General features: G+C 51.3%; 14 protein-coding genes. 10 read left to right on the plus strand and 4 right to left on the minus strand.

Annotated features, from left to right (window positions below):
• Positions 1–631 precede the first annotated feature (631 nt).
• From NT140_08050 to NT140_08080, 7 genes are all read left to right on the plus strand, one after another.
• Positions 632–1,672, plus strand: a complete 1,041-nt coding sequence (locus tag NT140_08050) for an integron integrase (protein ID MCX5831822.1) — start codon at positions 632–634, stop codon at positions 1,670–1,672.
• Positions 1,673–2,016: 344 nt separating this feature from the next.
• Positions 2,017–3,009, plus strand: a complete 993-nt coding sequence (locus tag NT140_08055; protein ID MCX5831823.1) for a methyltransferase — start codon at positions 2,017–2,019, stop codon at positions 3,007–3,009.
• Between the two features lie 141 nt (positions 3,010–3,150).
• Positions 3,151–3,843 (plus strand): cobalamin biosynthesis protein CbiA, encoded by a 693-nt coding sequence (locus NT140_08060; GenBank protein ID MCX5831824.1) that lies wholly within the window; start codon positions 3,151–3,153, stop codon positions 3,841–3,843.
• Positions 3,844–3,863: 20 nt separating this feature from the next.
• Complete coding sequence (locus NT140_08065) at positions 3,864–4,103, plus strand: ferredoxin family protein (protein MCX5831825.1); 240 nt, start codon at positions 3,864–3,866, stop codon at positions 4,101–4,103.
• A 10-nt stretch (positions 4,104–4,113) separates the two neighbouring features.
• Entirely contained in the window at positions 4,114–5,193 is a 1,080-nt protein-coding gene (vorB, locus tag NT140_08070) for a 3-methyl-2-oxobutanoate dehydrogenase subunit VorB (protein MCX5831826.1), read from the plus strand.
• Positions 5,194–5,211: 18 nt separating this feature from the next.
• On the plus strand, positions 5,212–5,982 hold the full coding sequence (locus NT140_08075; protein ID MCX5831827.1) for a thiamine pyrophosphate-dependent enzyme: 771 nt from the start codon (positions 5,212–5,214) through the stop codon (positions 5,980–5,982).
• Positions 5,972–6,535, plus strand: coding sequence for a 2-oxoacid:acceptor oxidoreductase family protein (locus NT140_08080; GenBank protein ID MCX5831828.1), 564 nt, complete (start codon positions 5,972–5,974; stop codon positions 6,533–6,535). The genes NT140_08075 and NT140_08080 overlap by 11 nt, the downstream gene beginning before the upstream one ends.
• A gap of 26 nt (positions 6,536–6,561) precedes the next feature.
• Here the strand turns inward: NT140_08080 and hybB are convergent, their stop codons facing one another.
• The 4 genes from hybB to rfbB form a co-directional block, all read right to left on the minus strand.
• Positions 6,562–7,761 carry a Ni/Fe-hydrogenase cytochrome b subunit gene (hybB, locus tag NT140_08085; protein ID MCX5831829.1) on the minus strand — a complete coding sequence of 400 codons (1,200 nt, stop codon included), beginning with the start codon at positions 7,759–7,761 and terminating at the stop codon, positions 6,562–6,564.
• The gene (locus NT140_08090; protein ID MCX5831830.1) at positions 7,761–8,600 is read right to left on the minus strand and encodes a 4Fe-4S dicluster domain-containing protein; all 840 of its coding nucleotides are present in this window, start codon (positions 8,598–8,600) and stop codon (positions 7,761–7,763) included. Before NT140_08090 ends, hybB begins: the two co-directional genes overlap by 1 nt.
• Positions 8,597–11,632 (minus strand): formate dehydrogenase-N subunit alpha, encoded by a 3,036-nt coding sequence (gene fdnG, locus NT140_08095; protein MCX5831831.1) that lies wholly within the window; start codon positions 11,630–11,632, stop codon positions 8,597–8,599. Before fdnG ends, NT140_08090 begins: the two co-directional genes overlap by 4 nt.
• Before the next feature lie 224 nt (positions 11,633–11,856).
• The gene (gene rfbB, locus NT140_08100; GenBank protein MCX5831832.1) at positions 11,857–12,909 is read right to left on the minus strand and encodes a dTDP-glucose 4,6-dehydratase; all 1,053 of its coding nucleotides are present in this window, start codon (positions 12,907–12,909) and stop codon (positions 11,857–11,859) included.
• A gap of 559 nt (positions 12,910–13,468) precedes the next feature.
• On the opposite strand from rfbB, the gene atpD reads away from it, so the two are divergent.
• From atpD to NT140_08115, 3 genes are read left to right on the plus strand one after another with little or no spacing between them, the layout of a single operon-like run.
• Complete coding sequence (gene atpD / locus NT140_08105; GenBank protein MCX5831833.1) at positions 13,469–14,848, plus strand: F0F1 ATP synthase subunit beta; 1,380 nt, start codon at positions 13,469–13,471, stop codon at positions 14,846–14,848.
• A gap of 1 nt (position 14,849) precedes the next feature.
• The gene (locus NT140_08110) at positions 14,850–15,236 is read left to right on the plus strand and encodes a F0F1 ATP synthase subunit epsilon (GenBank protein ID MCX5831834.1); all 387 of its coding nucleotides are present in this window, start codon (positions 14,850–14,852) and stop codon (positions 15,234–15,236) included.
• A 51-nt stretch (positions 15,237–15,287) separates the two neighbouring features.
• Entirely contained in the window at positions 15,288–15,650 is a 363-nt protein-coding gene (locus NT140_08115) for an AtpZ/AtpI family protein (GenBank protein ID MCX5831835.1), read from the plus strand.
• Positions 15,651–15,661: the final 11 nt, after the last annotated feature.

The raw sequence follows: 15,661 nt of genomic DNA on the forward strand, positions 1-15,661 counted from the left end.
GGCGCCGCGCGAATCAGCAAGCAGGCAACTATCAGGCAGGAGCCTCAGGACTTCCCCAATCCGCCTGACTTGATGCGCCAACATATCGATCAAGCTGTAGCTTAGCTCCGCCGTTGCCGTCGCGCGCAGCGCGACGGCAACAATTAATATACATAATACCTAATTCCGCTGTTTTTTCAACAGCGACATTGATTTAATGAGTAATTATCTACGCGAAATTTTATTTAAAAGCAAATAATTATTAAATAAAATATTATTGACATCTTACTTAAAAAGTGTTTATTATCTGCAAAAGCGTAACGCGTATAATCAATGATTATTGGCAAATAATGGCCGGGTTCAACTATTTCATCATCAGGAGCACCAGATGAATCATATTTTGCCGGAGTTTCAAAAGTTTATTGCCCAGCGCAAACTGGCGGCGGAAAACCAGATCCCTTTTTACGCTAACTGGGCAAGCAAGTTCTTGCAGTTTTCCAATTCACGGCAAGACAAACCATTGGATTTAAGAATCCAAATGTTTCTTGATGTTCTGAAGCAGGACAAGAAACTGCAGGACTGGCAATGCACACAGGCCGATAACGCTCTCAAGCTGTATATTCATCATTTCCTGGCGGGCAATACATCGGTGCTGTCACCCGCTACGGAAACTGCACCCGAAAAAAAATATCCCGACGCCAAAACAGTGCAGGAAAAAATTCGCGAAATTTTGCGCATCAAGCATTATGCCTATAGCACGGAAAGAACTTACATAGACTGGTTCCTGCGTTTTCATGCCTACCTGACGGGCGTAAAAAATAAAGATTGGGAAACTACAGGCGCTGATGAAGCGGATGTCCGGGATTTTCTGGGGCACCTGGCGATCAAGCAGCGGGTGTCGTCCTCTACTCAAAATCAGGCGTTCAACGCGCTGCTGTTTTTGTTCCGCGAGGTTCTCAAAATTGATCTGCATGATCTAAGTAAAACGGTGCGGGCCAAAAGAGGCCCCAAGTTGCCTGCAGTTCTGACGCAAAATGAAGTACTCGGCCTGCTGGAGCATTTATCCGGCAGGGAACTTCTGCTGGTTCATATCCTCTACGGCACGGGCATGCGGCTGATGGAGGTGGCCAGACTGAGGGTTCAGGATATTGATTTCGGATTGAATTCCGTTATTGTCCGGGCAGGTAAAGGCGATAAAGACAGAATAACGGTTCTTCCGGATGCTGTTAAAAATAAACTTCAAGAGCATCTGGACGCAGTCAAAAAAATTCACGAGCAGGATTTAGCCAAAGGTTTTGGCGAGGCCTATCTGCCGGACGCTCTCGAAGGAAAATATCCGAATGCCGTCACAGAATGGCGCTGGCAGTATGTCTTCCCCGCCGCGTCACTCTCCGTTGATCCGCGATCCGGCAAGGTGCGCCGTCATCATATCAGTCCCAGCTCCATTCAGAAAGCTGTTGCGGCCGCGGTCAGAAAGGCCGGCATTCCGAAACACGCCACTGTGCATACGTTACGTCACAGTTTTGCCACGCATTTACTGATGAACGGAGTCAATATTCGAGAGGTTCAGGAGCTTCTCGGCCACAAGAATGTTGAGACAACGATGATCTATACCCATGTGCTGCGCAATATGTCGAAAGCACCGCAAAGCCCTCTCGATACGCTTTTAAAAGCAGATGGAAAAAAAGGATGAGGGTTTGCTCGATTGTAAAAAAGGTAAACAATTTTGTTATCATGCCCTCGGGGGCCTGTCCGTGCGGGTCAGTTCAACGCGTTGAACTGACTTAAAATAATGATATAATTAATTAAACAAGCATATGCCTTTTCATTTGCCTGCCAATTTTTTGCCCCGTTTTTCTGCCTCGGCAGCGGCTGTTTATTGCGCCATTGTCTGAAATTTGGTCTCGATGGTCTGCTTGAGGTTTTCCAGGGCACTGGCGAAGCTGTCCCCGGAATTCATACTTCGTACTTGAATGGAAGGATTCCGTGTGTCATAATAATCTACGTTTATCAAAGAGAATGAAAAAGGGGCAGCCTATGATCAGCATTACACCTGAAGAGGTCATGAAATTATCCCGTAATTTCATGGAGAGCCGTATCCTGTTAACCGGAGCGGAGTTAAATATCTTTGACCTGCTGAAAAAAACCTCCCTAACGGTTCAACAAATATCAGCAAGGCTCAGTACCGATATCAGAGCCACGACTATTCTATTAGACGCTCTTGCCGCGATGGGCCTGCTTGTAAAGAGCAACGAATCATATCAATGCACTCCCTCACTGGCCCCGTATCTTTCTGATAGTGATCCAAATTCAATCTTGCCCATGATCCTTCATGCCGCCCATCTCTGGGACAGATGGGCCAATTTGACGGATATAGCTAAGGGAAAAACTCCATCGGGCGCCGATAGAGATTCTTCTTTCAGCGGCCATGAATTAAAATCCTTTATAGGAGCGATGCACACAGTTTCCGGCTCGCGTGCGGGGGAAATTATCAAAGGAATAAATCATGATCGCTCCAAGTTCCTGCTTGACTTGGGGGGAGCATCGGGCACCTATACCATTGCATTTCTGAAAAGCTCACCCGCAATGAAAGCGACTTTGTTTGACCTGCCCGAAGTCATCGAACTGGCCCGGGAACGGCTGGAAGAAGAAGGAATGCTTAATCGGGTCACTCTTGCAGGCGGCGATTACCTGCGCGATGAAATTCCTCAAGGTCATGATCTGGCTTTTCTGTCAGCAATTATCCATTCCAATAACCCGGAGCAAAACCTTGACCTTTACAAAAAGGTTTTTCGTTCCCTGATCCCGGGCGGTAAGGTCATTATCCGGGATCATGTCATGGAACCGGACAGAACCCGCTCGGAAGCGGGAGCAATATTTGCGGTCAACATGCTCGTTGCCACTAAAGGCGGGAGAACGTATACCTTTGATGAAATCAGTACCGGTCTATCGCAAGCTGGTTTTCATAACATCCATTTACTCAACAAATCTGATAGAATGGAAGCACTTGTGGAAGCATTCAAGCCTTAAACCTGCCGTAAGGGAAATTATTAAAGTGGCGTTGTCCGGGATTCAATAAATTTAATTGACATCCAAAACTGTTCTCCCTATACTCCGCCCGGTTAAAACATAAGCCTTGTCAAATAAAGAAATTACTGCCGGTTGGTGCAAGTGGATATCAGTCTTGAGGGAATTGTTGTAATTGTCGGCAACTACGGGAGCGGGAAAACGGAGATTTCCGTAAATCTGGCGGCAGAGAGAAGGCTGACCGGCCTGGAGGTCAGCATTGCCGATCTTGATCTGGTCAATCCCTATTTCCGGGCGCGCGAGGCGAGGAAACAGCTTGCCGCGCTGGGTATTAAAGTCATCTTGCCCGCAGATAGATACCTGCAGGCCGACCTGCCGATATTGAGCCCGGCGGTGGCCGGACTGCTTCGCAGACCCAGCGGACTTACCATCCTCGATGTGGGAGGAGATAAGGTCGGGGCAACCGTGCTGGCGTCTCTGGGCGATGCCATGAAAGGGCATCCCTTCCGCATGCTGCAGGTGATCAATCCTTTGCGGCCCTTTACGGATAATTTAAGCGGGTGCATGAGGATGAAGGATGAAATAGAGCAGGCTTCCCGCATGCCGGTAAGCGGTATCATCGGGAATGCCAATCTGATTGATGAAACAACCGCTGATATCATCTATGAAGGGTATGACTTTGTAATGGAGGTATCCCATAAAAGCGGTCTTCCCCTGGAATTCATTACTGTTTCTGTCGGGCTCGAGGATGAAATTGACGGGGAGCGTTTCTCATGCCCCCTCTTGGTTTTGCACAGGCAGCTTGTTCCGCCTTGGAAAAAAGCCGCCCTGTTGTAAGTCGTGGTTAAGGAGTTTAGATGAAATACGAATATTTTATTGAGTTTGACAGATGCAAGGGGTGCGGTTTGTGTATTGACGTGTGCCCGAAGAAAGTTCTCGCTATCTCGCCGGAGGTAAATACAAAAGGATATTTCCCCGCTTACCAGGCCCGTCCCGAGGATTGTGTTTATTGTTCAACCTGCTGCATTATGTGCCCCGATGCGGCAATCAGCATAGCGGATGCTGCCGATAAGGGGAAAACCGTGGTAAAGGAGTAGGAGGAGATACATGGGCAAGATTTTAATGAAGGGGAACGAAGCGATTGGTGAGGCCGCCATCAGGGCCGGCTGCTTGAACTACTTTGCCTATCCCATTACTCCCCAGTCCGAGGTGGCGGAATACCTTTCCCACCGCCTGCCGGAAATCGGCGGTGTTTTTCTGCAGGGAGAAAGCGAGGTAGCCGTCGGGTATATGCTTTTTGGCGCGGCCGGTTGCGGGGCCCGCGTATTTACGACTTCCTCCAGCCCCGGTGTCAGCTTGATGAGTGAAGCCATAAGCTATCTGGCCGGCGCCCAGTTGCCGGCGGTCTTTGTCAACATCATGAGAGGGGGACCCGGACTCGGAGGAATACTGCCGTCGCAGGGCGATTATTTTCAAGCGACCAAGGGCGGCGGCCACGGCGATTACCATCTGCTCGTCATGGCGCCGGCCAGCGTTCAGGAGGCGGCGGAAATGGTCATGCGGGCCTTCCCCCTGGCGGAGAAATACCGGAATCCCGTCATGATTCTCGGAGACGGATTGATCGGGCAGATGATGGAACCAGTTGAATTTCCGGAGCGCCTGAAGTCAGAACCGAGCAACAAAGATGCCTGGGCCACAAACGGGATGGGTATGAGAAAGAGCAGCAAGCGCAATCTGGTCAAATCTCTCTTTCTGGATGCCGTGGAACTAAATAACAACAACCTGGTCCTGAAGGAAAAATACACCCGCATGAAGAGCGAGGAAATAAGGTACGAAAAATATAATATGGATTCCGACTATCGGATGTTTATCGTCAGCTTCGGCACTATGAGCCGGGTCTGCCGTACGGCCATTGATAGCCTGAAGGAAGAAGGGATTGAGGTAGGCATGATCAGACCCCAGACCCTCTTTCCGTTTCCGGAGGAGGCGGTTTCCGCCGCTGCCTCGAAAAGCGGCTGCACCATGGCCTTGAGCATCGAAATGAACATGGGCCAGATGGTTGAAGATGTGGAGAGATGTGTGCACGGTAAATGCCCTGTCGAGTGGTTTGGCAAGTGCGGCGGGGAAGTGCCGACGCCGGAAGAGATAATGGATGTGGTGAAAGGCTTTCTGGCTCAGAGCCGATGAAACAGGAGTAAAAAAACAATGGGAAAAACATTCCAGAGACCAGAATCTCTTACTGAAGTTGACACTCACTACTGTCCCGGCTGCACCCACGGGATTGCCCACCGGCTTATCGCGGAAGTTATTGATGAGCTGGGCATAGTAGGACGAACGGTTGGCATTGCCCCGGTAGGTTGTGCAGTGCTGGCCTACAACTATTTTACCTTTGATTTTCAGGAAGCGGCCCATGGCCGGGCGCCGGCCATGGCGACAGGGATAAAAAGGGTGCGCCCCGATCTCATGGTTTTTACTTATCAGGGAGACGGCGATCTGGCCAGCATCGGTATGGGCGAGATTATTCATGCGGCCAACCGGGGAGAAAAGTTTACGACTATCTTTATCAACAATGCCGTTTATGGCATGACGGGCGGCCAAATGGCGCCGACCACCATGCCGGGCCAGCGCACGACAACTTCTCCGTTGGGCCGTGATGTCAATGATGTCGGCATGCCGATCCAGATGGCCGAACTGCTTTCGTCCCTGCAGACTCCGGCCTATATTACGAGGCAGACGATTATTAAACCCAAGTATGTAGTCAAGGCCAAGAAAGCCATTAAAACGGCGTTTGAATATCAATTGGAAGGCCGGTGTTTCAGCTTCGTGGAACTCGTGAGTACCTGCCCGACAAACTGGGGGCTTACTCCTGTTGAAGCCGTGAAATGGGCGGAAGAAACCCTGCTTCCTTATTACCGGCTTGGCGAATTTAAAAACCCTGGTCATGCGGAAGGGGGAGGGGGCTTTGATGCAAAATGAAGTAATGTTTGCGGGGTTCGGCGGGCAGGGGATACTTTTCAGCGCCAAGATTCTGGCGCATGCGGCCCTGGAACAGGGCTTTGAAGTAGTGTGGATTCCTTCTTACGGCGCGGAGATGCGCGGCGGCACAGCATATTGCATGGTGGTGATCAGCGACCGGCCCATAGGTTCCCCGATCGTCAGGAATCCGCTGCATCTGGTGGCCATGAACCGGCCTTCACTGGAGAAATTCGCGCCCGTGGTTAAATCCGGCGGTGTGATAATGATCAACAGCTCTCTTATCTCCTGTGATGCGGGTCGGCAGGATGTAGATGAAATAAAGATCCCCGTTAACGATATGGCAATTGCAATCGGCAACAGCAAAGCCGCCAATATTGTTGCCCTGGGAGCATTTGCCGCCCGCAGCAAAATGGTGGATTTCGAAATTCTGCAGGAATGTGTCAAGGCGGAATTCGCCTCTAAAGCAAAACTGATTCCCCTGAACATGGCCGCCCTGGAAAAGGGAAGAGAGGCGGCCGAGGCCTACCGACCACCATCCCACGTATATAATTGACTAAAGTTCCTTGGATAAACTGCCAATTAAGGTTCAGTAACAGGATTTTTCTCGATCCGGCGAAAACGGTCGGGAATTGTGTAATCAACTTCTTCGGGGTGGTGCTCAAAAATCGGGAAGTACCTTGCTATTAAAGCAAAAAACAGTATATGGGCCGCGATGATCCCAACTGTCACGACCGATTCCAGGAATGACGGATAATATATCTTCTGGTCTTTCTGGATCAAGCCGAACATGGAGACATTGAACCGGTTCAGAACAAGACCGAAAAAAACGACCATGCTTGCAGCGCGCAACTGCCACCGGCTATCGGTTCTTATGCGTTTGGTCATAAACATAATTAACGGGATTATGATGCCCAGTACTACCTCCATAAGAAAAAGAATTGTGAGCCCTGGACGATCAAAGAGCGGTCTTGCACTAAGAAAGAAGAGGGCATAGATTTTGATGAAAAGGTAGATTCCGAGAAACCAGGGGATGATTTTCGTTAGCGTGGCAAGCAACTCCGTTTCATCCGGTTGTTTCAGATACCGGTGTACCATGATGGCTTCAACAATAACAATGGCGAGGCCTGTGAAAACAGACGATATCCAGAAGAGCATCGGCAGGAGCGGGTTATACCAGAGGTTGTGCAGCTTATCTACGGCGATGAGAAAGAACGTGCCGATAGTTGACTGATGTAGCGTGGCAATTGCCGCTCCGAGAACTATTAGAGGCACCTCTATGGTACGGAGCAGACGCAGCGGTACATGAAACCCGAATTTTTCGCACACAGGTGAAAGAAACTCAAGAAATGCAACTGTCGTATAAGACATGACACAAAGGGCTACTTCAAACATCGGTGAATGCAGATTAGGATATGCGAAAATGTGCCATCCCCGCTGGGGCTGACCCAGATCAAGTAGAAGACCTATACATACAAGGGAGTAGCCGAGGAAACCGGTCACAATTGCAGGTCGAACCAACGGTTCAAGCTTTTTGATATGAAAACAGTGAACCACTGCACCCAAAACGAAAGCGCCTGCCGCTAAAGGAACGGATGTTACAACATCAAAAGAAATCCAGAGCCCCCAGGGATATACATCGCTCAAGTTGGTGGTGGCGCCGAGACCGAAGATGAAACGGGCGGTAGCGGCAAGCACGCCGGCTGCAACCAGAAGCATGAGTATCTTGATAAACATGTGATACCCTTTAATCTCCTGTTTTATGTTAGCTATAACAGACATTATTCACCCTCCTTTGGCTGAGTCGTCGCAGATTTTCTCGCCTCCTCTTCTTTACGCAGTCGGTCCTTTCTATGGGTAAGCCATGAGATGAAGGCCAATGAACCGCCCATAGTAAGGAATACGCCTGGCACAAAACGCAAGGCGGCCCATGTAAGAGAGGGTAGGAGACGTTTGGTGACATGCTTGAATCCGAGTTCATCGAAAGGCTGCTCTGTCAGATAGAGTACGCTGGTACCGCCCGCCTCTTCGAGTCCATAGATCTTGTTAAAATAACGGTCAGGTTTTGACGCAAGGCGCCGTTTTGCCTCCTGAATCATGTCCGTGCGGCTGCCGTAGGAGATGGCCGAGGGACATGCCTTTGCGCATGCAGGTTTAAGTCCTGCCTTAAGCCGGCTGTAGCATCCGGTGCATTTTACCACTAAGGGCAGTGCCTTGCTCCATTGGTATTTGGGCACGCCAAAGGGGCAGGCGATCATACAAAAGCGGCAGCCGATGCAACGCTTGGTGTCGTAAACAACCGGCCCTTCAGGGGTCTTGATAAGGGCGCTGACAGGGCATACCGATACACAGGCAGGCTCGTTGCAGTGCATACACATTTCCTTGTAGAAGGCGAACTCGTTATGGCCGTTTTTTTCATAATCGCAGAACTTGATCTTTGTAAGGGTGTATTCGGACATGGCAGGCGGGTTCTGGTAGCCTGCGCCTTGGAAAAACACGGTCTTTTCAGCCTTCATCTGATTCCATTGTTTACATGCCACCTGGCAGGCGCGGCAACCGGTGCATCTTGACAGATCTATCAGGAAAGTTCTATCCTGGGAAAAATCTCTTGCTGCGCTCATGACTTATTACCTCCCTTCTCAACATTACAAAGGAATGCTTTGTACTCGGGGATGTTTGAGGTTGGGCTTAAGACTTCCGGGGTCAGGACGTTGGCGCTATCTCCTGTGGCCATGCCGGCGTAACCGAAATGCCACGGCATGCCCACCTGTTCGATGGGCTTGCCGTCAACAACGAACGGTTTAAGGCGGGCAGTAACCAGTGCGTATGCCTCAATTGAGCCTCTTTCAGTGCTTACATTAACAAGGTCGCCGTTTTTGACCCCCTTTGTCTGTGCCAGCGATTTGCTTATCTCTACAAACATGTTCGGGACCAATTCTACAAGCCAGGGCAGACTGCGTGTCATCCCTCCGGTCTGCCAGTGCTCGGTCATACGGTAAGTAGTGCCGATATAAGGATACTTGTTCATGTCGCAACTGTCATTTTCAGATAACGCCACACAGGGATTGTTCTGTACCTTGGAGAGAAGATTCCTTGCCGGACTTTCTATCGGTTCATAGTGCTCCGGGAAAGGACCGTCTGGCATGGTAAGAGCATAGATACGGCCTACACCTTCGGAATTCATGATAAAAGGATTGACCCCTTTTTCATCTTCCACAGGCGGAGCGCCTCCATCAGGCACATCCCCTTGCCACTTCTTTTCAACAGGATCCCAGGCAATGACAGGACGTTTTGGGTCAAACGGCTGCCCTGCCTTATTAACGGAGGCACGGTTGTAAAGGATGCGCCGGTTTACGGGCCAGGCCCATGCCCATTTCGGATACATCCCGAGATTGTTGGGAAGGTCTGTAGAGTCCCGCCTGGCCATCATATTCCCGTCTTTTGTGTATGAGCCGCAATATATCCAGCAGCCCGACACCGTTGATCCGTCGTCCTGGAGTTGGGCAAAGGCCGGCACCTGATCTCCGGCTTTAAACTCCAGGGTTTTGTCTTTATCTTTAATGCTTGTATCGCGTGTAAAGTAGCCGTTGATTTCCTTTGCGACCCGGTGAACATCAGGCTCATGACCGTCGCCATAGTTCCATGCCATTTTTACAATTGGATCAGGGAAAGCCCCGCCCTCTTTTTTGTAAAGAGCCCTTATCTTTTTGTGGAACTGATCGAGTATCCAGAGGTCGCTTTTGGCTTCGCCGGGCGGTGAGACCGCGGCATAACGCCACTGGGCCCATCGTCCGGAGTTGCTTATACTTCCCTCTTTCTCCATGGATGCAGCCGCAGGCAGCATAAAAACTTCTGTCTTGATATCCTTGGGATTTACTCCGGGACGTTTCCAGAAAATAGCTGTTTCGGTCTCCCAGAGATCGGCAGTGACGAGCCATTGGAGCTTTCCAAGGCCTTCACGTGCCTTGAGGGAGTTTGGTCCTCCTACAGCAGGGTTCATCCCCATACAGACCAGACCTTCAATCTCTCCCTTCAAAATCTTGCGCATAGCCTGGACATAAGAATAGTTGCCGCTTCGTTTTGGCATATAATCATAACAGAAACCGTTTTCAGCAGTTGCATTCTCACCCCACCATGCTTTGAGGAGGCTGGTAATATACTTGCCGCCGTTCTGCCACCAGTTGGTGCTCTTAGGCTCCTTTGACTTCGGGAAATATCTGGCAATGTATGCTTCGAGAGAAGAATCACTGAAATCGGGCGATGCAATGTAACCCGGCAGAACATGGAAGAGAAGGCCGTAGTCAGTGGAGCCCTGAACATTGGATTCGCCACGCAGTGCATTTACCCCGCCACCGGCGATGCCGATATTGCCAAGCAGCAATTGGAGCAGGGCAGTAGCGCGTACATTCTGGACCCCGTGGGTAGATTGGGTGATCCCCATGGCGTAAAGTATGGTGCCCGCCTTATCAGGTCTGCTTGTGCCACAGAAGGTCTGGGCAACTTTCAGGTAGTCCTCTTTTTTAGCGCCTGTAACTGAGCAGACCATATCAACTGTGTAACGGGAGTAGTGTTTTTTCAAGAGCTGGAAAACACAACGGGGGTCTGACAACGTCGGGTCGCGACGCGCTTTCCCCGATTCGTCCAGCGCATAGGCCCAGGATTTCATGTTATAAGACTTTTCACGAACATCCCAGTTTGCAAACATCCCCTCTTTAAAGCCATACCCTTCGGTAACGATGAAGGAGGCATTTGTATACTCTCTGACATATTCATTTTGGATAAGGTTGTTCTGCAAAGCATAATTAATGAGCCCCCCGAGAAATGCGATATCGGTCCCAGGCCTGGTGCGGGCGTAGATACTTGCCTTTGAGGAAGTCCTGGTAAAGCGTGGATCTACAGAGATAAGCGTTGCCCCTTTTTCCATGGCTGCTTCGATCCATTTGAAAGAGATCGGGTGATTTTCGGCCGGGTTGCAGCCTATGGCCATAATACAATCGCTGTTTTTCAGGTCGTTCCAATGGTTTGTCATTGCACCCCGTCCAAAAGATGCCGCCAGACCGGCGACGGTGGACGAGTGTCAGAGACGCGCCTGGTGCTCTAAGTAAACCACACCCATAGAACGTGCAAATTTGCTTTCAAGGTAGCATTCCTCGTTATCGAGACCTGCCCCTCCAAAGATGGCAATGCCCTCAGTGCGATTTACGGTATATTGGTTGCCGTCTTTCTTGTTGATCTCCTTAAGTTTGAATGTCCGGTCACGCGTTTCCTTCATGAGCTTTGATATCCGGTCAAGAGCCCAATCCCAGGATTTTTCTTCCCATTTTTCTGAGCCCGGGGCGCGGTACATTACTTTTTGAAGGCGCCGTTCGTTGTTTGCCACCTGGAACATGGCTTCGCCTTTTGAACAGAGCGAGCCCTGGTTGATCGGACTTGACTCATCACCCTCAATATTGACGACCTTGCCGTCTTTTACGTGCACGATCATACTGCACCCTACTGCACAGAATGGGCACACAGTAGTTGTTGTTTTGAGACCTTTGGTTCGAAGCTCCGGTGAGTCGAAATTGCTGGCACCGGCCGTTTTTTCAGAAATCGCCAGCCCCGCGGCTGCAACTCCGCCCCCAATAATGAACTTTCTTCTCGAAATATCCATAACCTCTTCTCCTTCAGATGGTCATTCAATCAGGTCCGGTCACGGCATATGCCGCTTACGTTCTCCATTCTTTGAGGTGTTGCAATTACCGGCGGTCTGTTGTTCAAATCAGTCCAATACTTAGATGCCGGCCGACCTCGACCAGTTTGGGGAACACGGCGCACATTATAATTATTTGCATTTTACGTCAAGCTTTGTTTTAGCCACTTTGTAACTATTTTTTTCTACAGCCCGTATTGTTCGTCCATCCACTGACGATAGGCGCCCGTACGCACCTGTTCCAGCCAAAACCAATTTTGCAGATACCACGCGATGGTCTTCCGGAGGCCGGTGGCAAAGGTTTCGCGCGGCGCCCAATGCAGTTCCCGCTGTAACTTCTCGAAATCAATGGCATACCTGCGGTCATGCCCCGGCCGGTCGGTGACAAAGGTGATCAACTCCCGACGATTGCAACCCGGCAGGGGGGCGGCGATTTCATCGAGGATATCGCAGATCATCCTGACGATCGTGATATTCTCCATTTCCGCCCGGCCGCCGATGTTATAGGTATCCCCTCTCCGCCCGTGCTTCATGACCGTCCAGATGGCCTCGCAATGGTCCGCCACGTAGAGCCAGTCCCGGACATTTTTTCCATCTCCATAGACGGGAAGCGGCTTCCCCTCCAGGGCGTTGATAATAACCAGCGGGATCAATTTCTCGGGAAACTGGCAGGGGCCATAATTATTGGAACAGTTGGAAACCGTGACGGGCAGTCCGTAGGTCTGGTGATAGGCCCGCACGAGGTGGTCGGAAGCCGCCTTGGAGGCGGAATAGGGGCTGTTAGGCCGGTAAGGGGTCTCCTCGGTAAAGTAGCCCTCCGGCCCCAAGCTGCCATATACCTCATCCGTGCTCACATGATGAAAAAGGGAAAGATCAATCTCCCGGGCTGCTTCCAAAAGGTTGAAAGTGCCCATGATGTTGGTCAGCATGAAGTCTTCCGGGGATTTTATGGAGCGGTCCACATGCGATTCGGCGGCAAAATGACAGACCGCATCTATCTGGTAGCGGCGGAAAATTTCTTTCATCTTACCGGCCTCGCAGATGTCCGCCTGCAGAAACACGTATCTGCCGGGGTGAAGCTCAGTGATATCGCTCAAGTTATGCGGATTCCCGGCATAGGTGAGCTTATCAACATTGACAATCCGGCCCTGGAAATCCGGTTGCCCAAGGAGATAACGGATAAAATTGCTGCCGATGAAACCGCAGCCGCCTGTGACTAATAAATTGTCGCTCTTCACTTTCCTCCTTCACATTGGGAGAGCTTTGCATAACTACATAAAACCAGCAATTATGTCATACCGGCGAAGGCCGGTATCCAGTATTATCAACCACTTCCTGGATTCCGGTTTTCACCGGAATGACGAATAAGGATGTTGTGCAAAGGTCTCATTGGTAACATTCCATGGGTCAAGCGCCTTCTTTCACCGCCGTTACAACTAAAACTTCCGCGGAAAAAATTCAAGCGATATTTGGCAAGAAGTCAGTACGAGAGGTACGAGGCCTGATTACCGCTTAGTCTTTTTGTAATGGAAAGATACTGATAACTACCTATACAGAACTTTCGTTTTGGAATTATCAGCCTGATAGCTAACTTATTTCCCTCTCTGTCGGCTCTGATTGCATAATTTTAACGCCCCTCGCGCAGCGATAATTAGTGGCTGTCCCCAATTATCTTTTCGATGCCAAATATCCCTTGACAAAGAAAAACAGCCCCCCTATACTCCGAACTGTCAAAAGCAATAATTTATAAAGGCATTTTTAGGACAATGGCAATATAAATCTGGCGATTAAGAGGAGATGAGCGTGGAAAATCAGGGAACGGTGATAAGCGTGCGCGGGAGTGTCATCGACGCCCGCTTTGGGCCGGGCCGACTGCCGGACATTGGAAACGTCCTCCTTGCCGGAGACGACGGCCGGACCCGTGTCGAAGTCATGGTTCAGATGAACGCTGAAACGGTCAGGGGAATCTCCCTGATGCCGACCCAGGGACTGGCCCGGGGTTCGACCATAACCGATACTGGCGGACCGTTTATGATTCCGGTGGGCAAAGAGCTTCTGGGGCGGGTCTTTAACGTCTTCGGCGAAACCATTGACAATCTCGAAGCATTGAAGGGATGTGAAACCAGGTCCATCCAGGGGGTGCGGGTTCCCATCACCCAGCAGTCCACTGTTTCCGAGATCTTCCACACGGGCATCAAGTCTGTGGATGTCCTGTGTCCTCTGGAGCGTGGCGGAAAGGCCGGACTTTTCGGAGGCGCCGGAGTGGGCAAGACGGTCCTGCTGACGGAGATGATCCACAACATGGTGGGCCAACACCACGGCATCAGCATCTTCTGCGGCGTCGGCGAGCGGTGCCGCGAGGGCGAGGAACTCTATCGTGAGATGAAGGAGGCGGGCGTTCTGCCCAATACCGTCATGGTTTTCGGACAGATGAATGAACCGCCCGGGGCGCGTTTCCGCGTGGGACACACAGGGCTCACCATGGCCGAATACTTCCGCGACGAAGAACGCCAAGACGTTCTGCTCCTCATTGACAATATCTTCCGCTTCATCCAGGCCGGACAGGAGGTCTCGGGGCTCATGGGACTCCTCCCCTCACGCCTCGGTTATCAGCCCACGCTGGCCTCCGACCTGGCGGCGCTGGAAGAGCGGATCTGCAACACCACCACGGGGGCCATTACGTCTATTCAGGCCGTTTACGTGCCCGCCGACGATTTTACGGATCCCTCGGCTTCCCACACTTTCAGCCACCTGACGGCGTCCATTGTTCTGTCCCGTAAACGGGCCAGTGAGGGTTTTTATCCGGCCATTGATCTGCTGCAATCGGGCTCCAAGATGCTCATGCCGAACATCGCCGGGGAGCGCCATTACCGGATCGCGCAGGATATTCGCAGGAATCTGAGCCTGTACGAAGAACTCAAAGACATCATCGCCATGCTGGGTATCAACGAGCTTTCCCGGGAGGATCAACGGACCGTTTATCGGGCCCGCCGCCTGGAACGTTTTTTCACTCAGCCCTTCCACGTGACGGAGCAGTTCATCGGCAAGGCAGGCAAGATGGTGGCCCTCCCGGACGCGCTGGACGGCTGTGAACGGATACTAAACGACGAGTTCGCCGATTATCCCGAGAGTTCCCTGTATATGATCGGCACGGTTGACGAGGCGGTGAGGGCCTGAGATGAAGCTGAAGATCCTGCTTCCGGCCGAGATATTTCTGAGCGAAGAGGTGACCAAGGTGGTCGCCGAAGCGGAAAACGGCCTGTTCTGCCTTTTGCCCCTGCATGTCGATTTTACAGCGGCCCTCGTTCCCGGCGTTTTCTCCTACAGCACGGCCGGAGGCGAAGACTCCTATCTGGCCATTGATATCGGCACGCTGGTCAAGACAGGGTCCGATGTTCTGGTTTCGACGCGCAACGCCTATCGAAGCCCCGAACTGGGTCATTTGAAGGAAGTTGTCATTGCCCAGTTCAGGGAAATAGACGAACGTGAGAAGAAGGCCCGGACCGCCGCGGCCAGACTGGAAGTGGATCTACTGCGCCGGTTCATCGAGCTGAGACATGAATAGCGAATTCGCCGCCGGCAGACGATCATTTAGCGATATTTTTACGAGGTCATCATGAGTGACGAACAAATGACACCGAAGGAAAGGCGCCTGAAGCAGGAAAAAGAATACACCCGGAAAATCGGGGTGAAGGAATCGCTGCGCATCAAGGGCAAGAAGCACAAAGACGAAACGGTCTGGTTCGGTCTCGGCATGATCGGTGTCGTGGGGTGGTCCGTCGCCATTCCCACGCTCATCGGAACAGCACTCGGGCTCTGGATTGACCTGACCTGGCCCAGCCGCTTTTCCTGGGCGCTGATGCTTCTGATCCTGGGGGTTGCGCTGGGATCCGCAAACGCCTGGCACTGGGTCAGGAGGGCCAGGGAAGACATTATCAAAGACGGGGATGATAGTTCACCGCCGCAGGGGGAAGCTTAGGCTGCAGTTGT

This window comes from Deltaproteobacteria bacterium (genome assembly GCA_026388415.1).
In the GTDB taxonomy this organism is placed as follows: domain Bacteria; phylum Desulfobacterota; class Syntrophia; order Syntrophales; family JACQWR01; genus JAPLJV01.

Excerpts from the sequence above, each read along its gene's own strand:
- NT140_08055 (MCX5831823.1), top strand. The coding sequence starts at position 2,017 with ATGATCAGCATTACACCTGAAGAGGTCATGAAATTATCCCGTAATTTC.
- NT140_08065 (MCX5831825.1), top strand. The coding sequence starts at position 3,864 with ATGAAATACGAATATTTTATTGAGTTTGACAGATGCAAGGGGTGCGGT.
- vorB (MCX5831826.1), top strand. The coding sequence starts at position 4,114 with ATGGGCAAGATTTTAATGAAGGGGAACGAAGCGATTGGTGAGGCCGCC.
- NT140_08075 (MCX5831827.1), top strand. The coding sequence starts at position 5,212 with ATGGGAAAAACATTCCAGAGACCAGAATCTCTTACTGAAGTTGACACT.
- NT140_08080 (MCX5831828.1), top strand. The coding sequence starts at position 5,972 with ATGCAAAATGAAGTAATGTTTGCGGGGTTCGGCGGGCAGGGGATACTT.
- hybB (MCX5831829.1), bottom strand. The coding sequence starts at position 7,761 with ATGTCTGTTATAGCTAACATAAAACAGGAGATTAAAGGGTATCACATG.
- NT140_08090 (MCX5831830.1), bottom strand. The coding sequence starts at position 8,600 with ATGAGCGCAGCAAGAGATTTTTCCCAGGATAGAACTTTCCTGATAGAT.
- atpD (MCX5831833.1), top strand. The coding sequence starts at position 13,469 with ATGAGCGTGGAAAATCAGGGAACGGTGATAAGCGTGCGCGGGAGTGTC.
- NT140_08110 (MCX5831834.1), top strand. The coding sequence starts at position 14,850 with ATGAAGCTGAAGATCCTGCTTCCGGCCGAGATATTTCTGAGCGAAGAG.
- NT140_08115 (MCX5831835.1), top strand. The coding sequence starts at position 15,288 with ATGAGTGACGAACAAATGACACCGAAGGAAAGGCGCCTGAAGCAGGAA.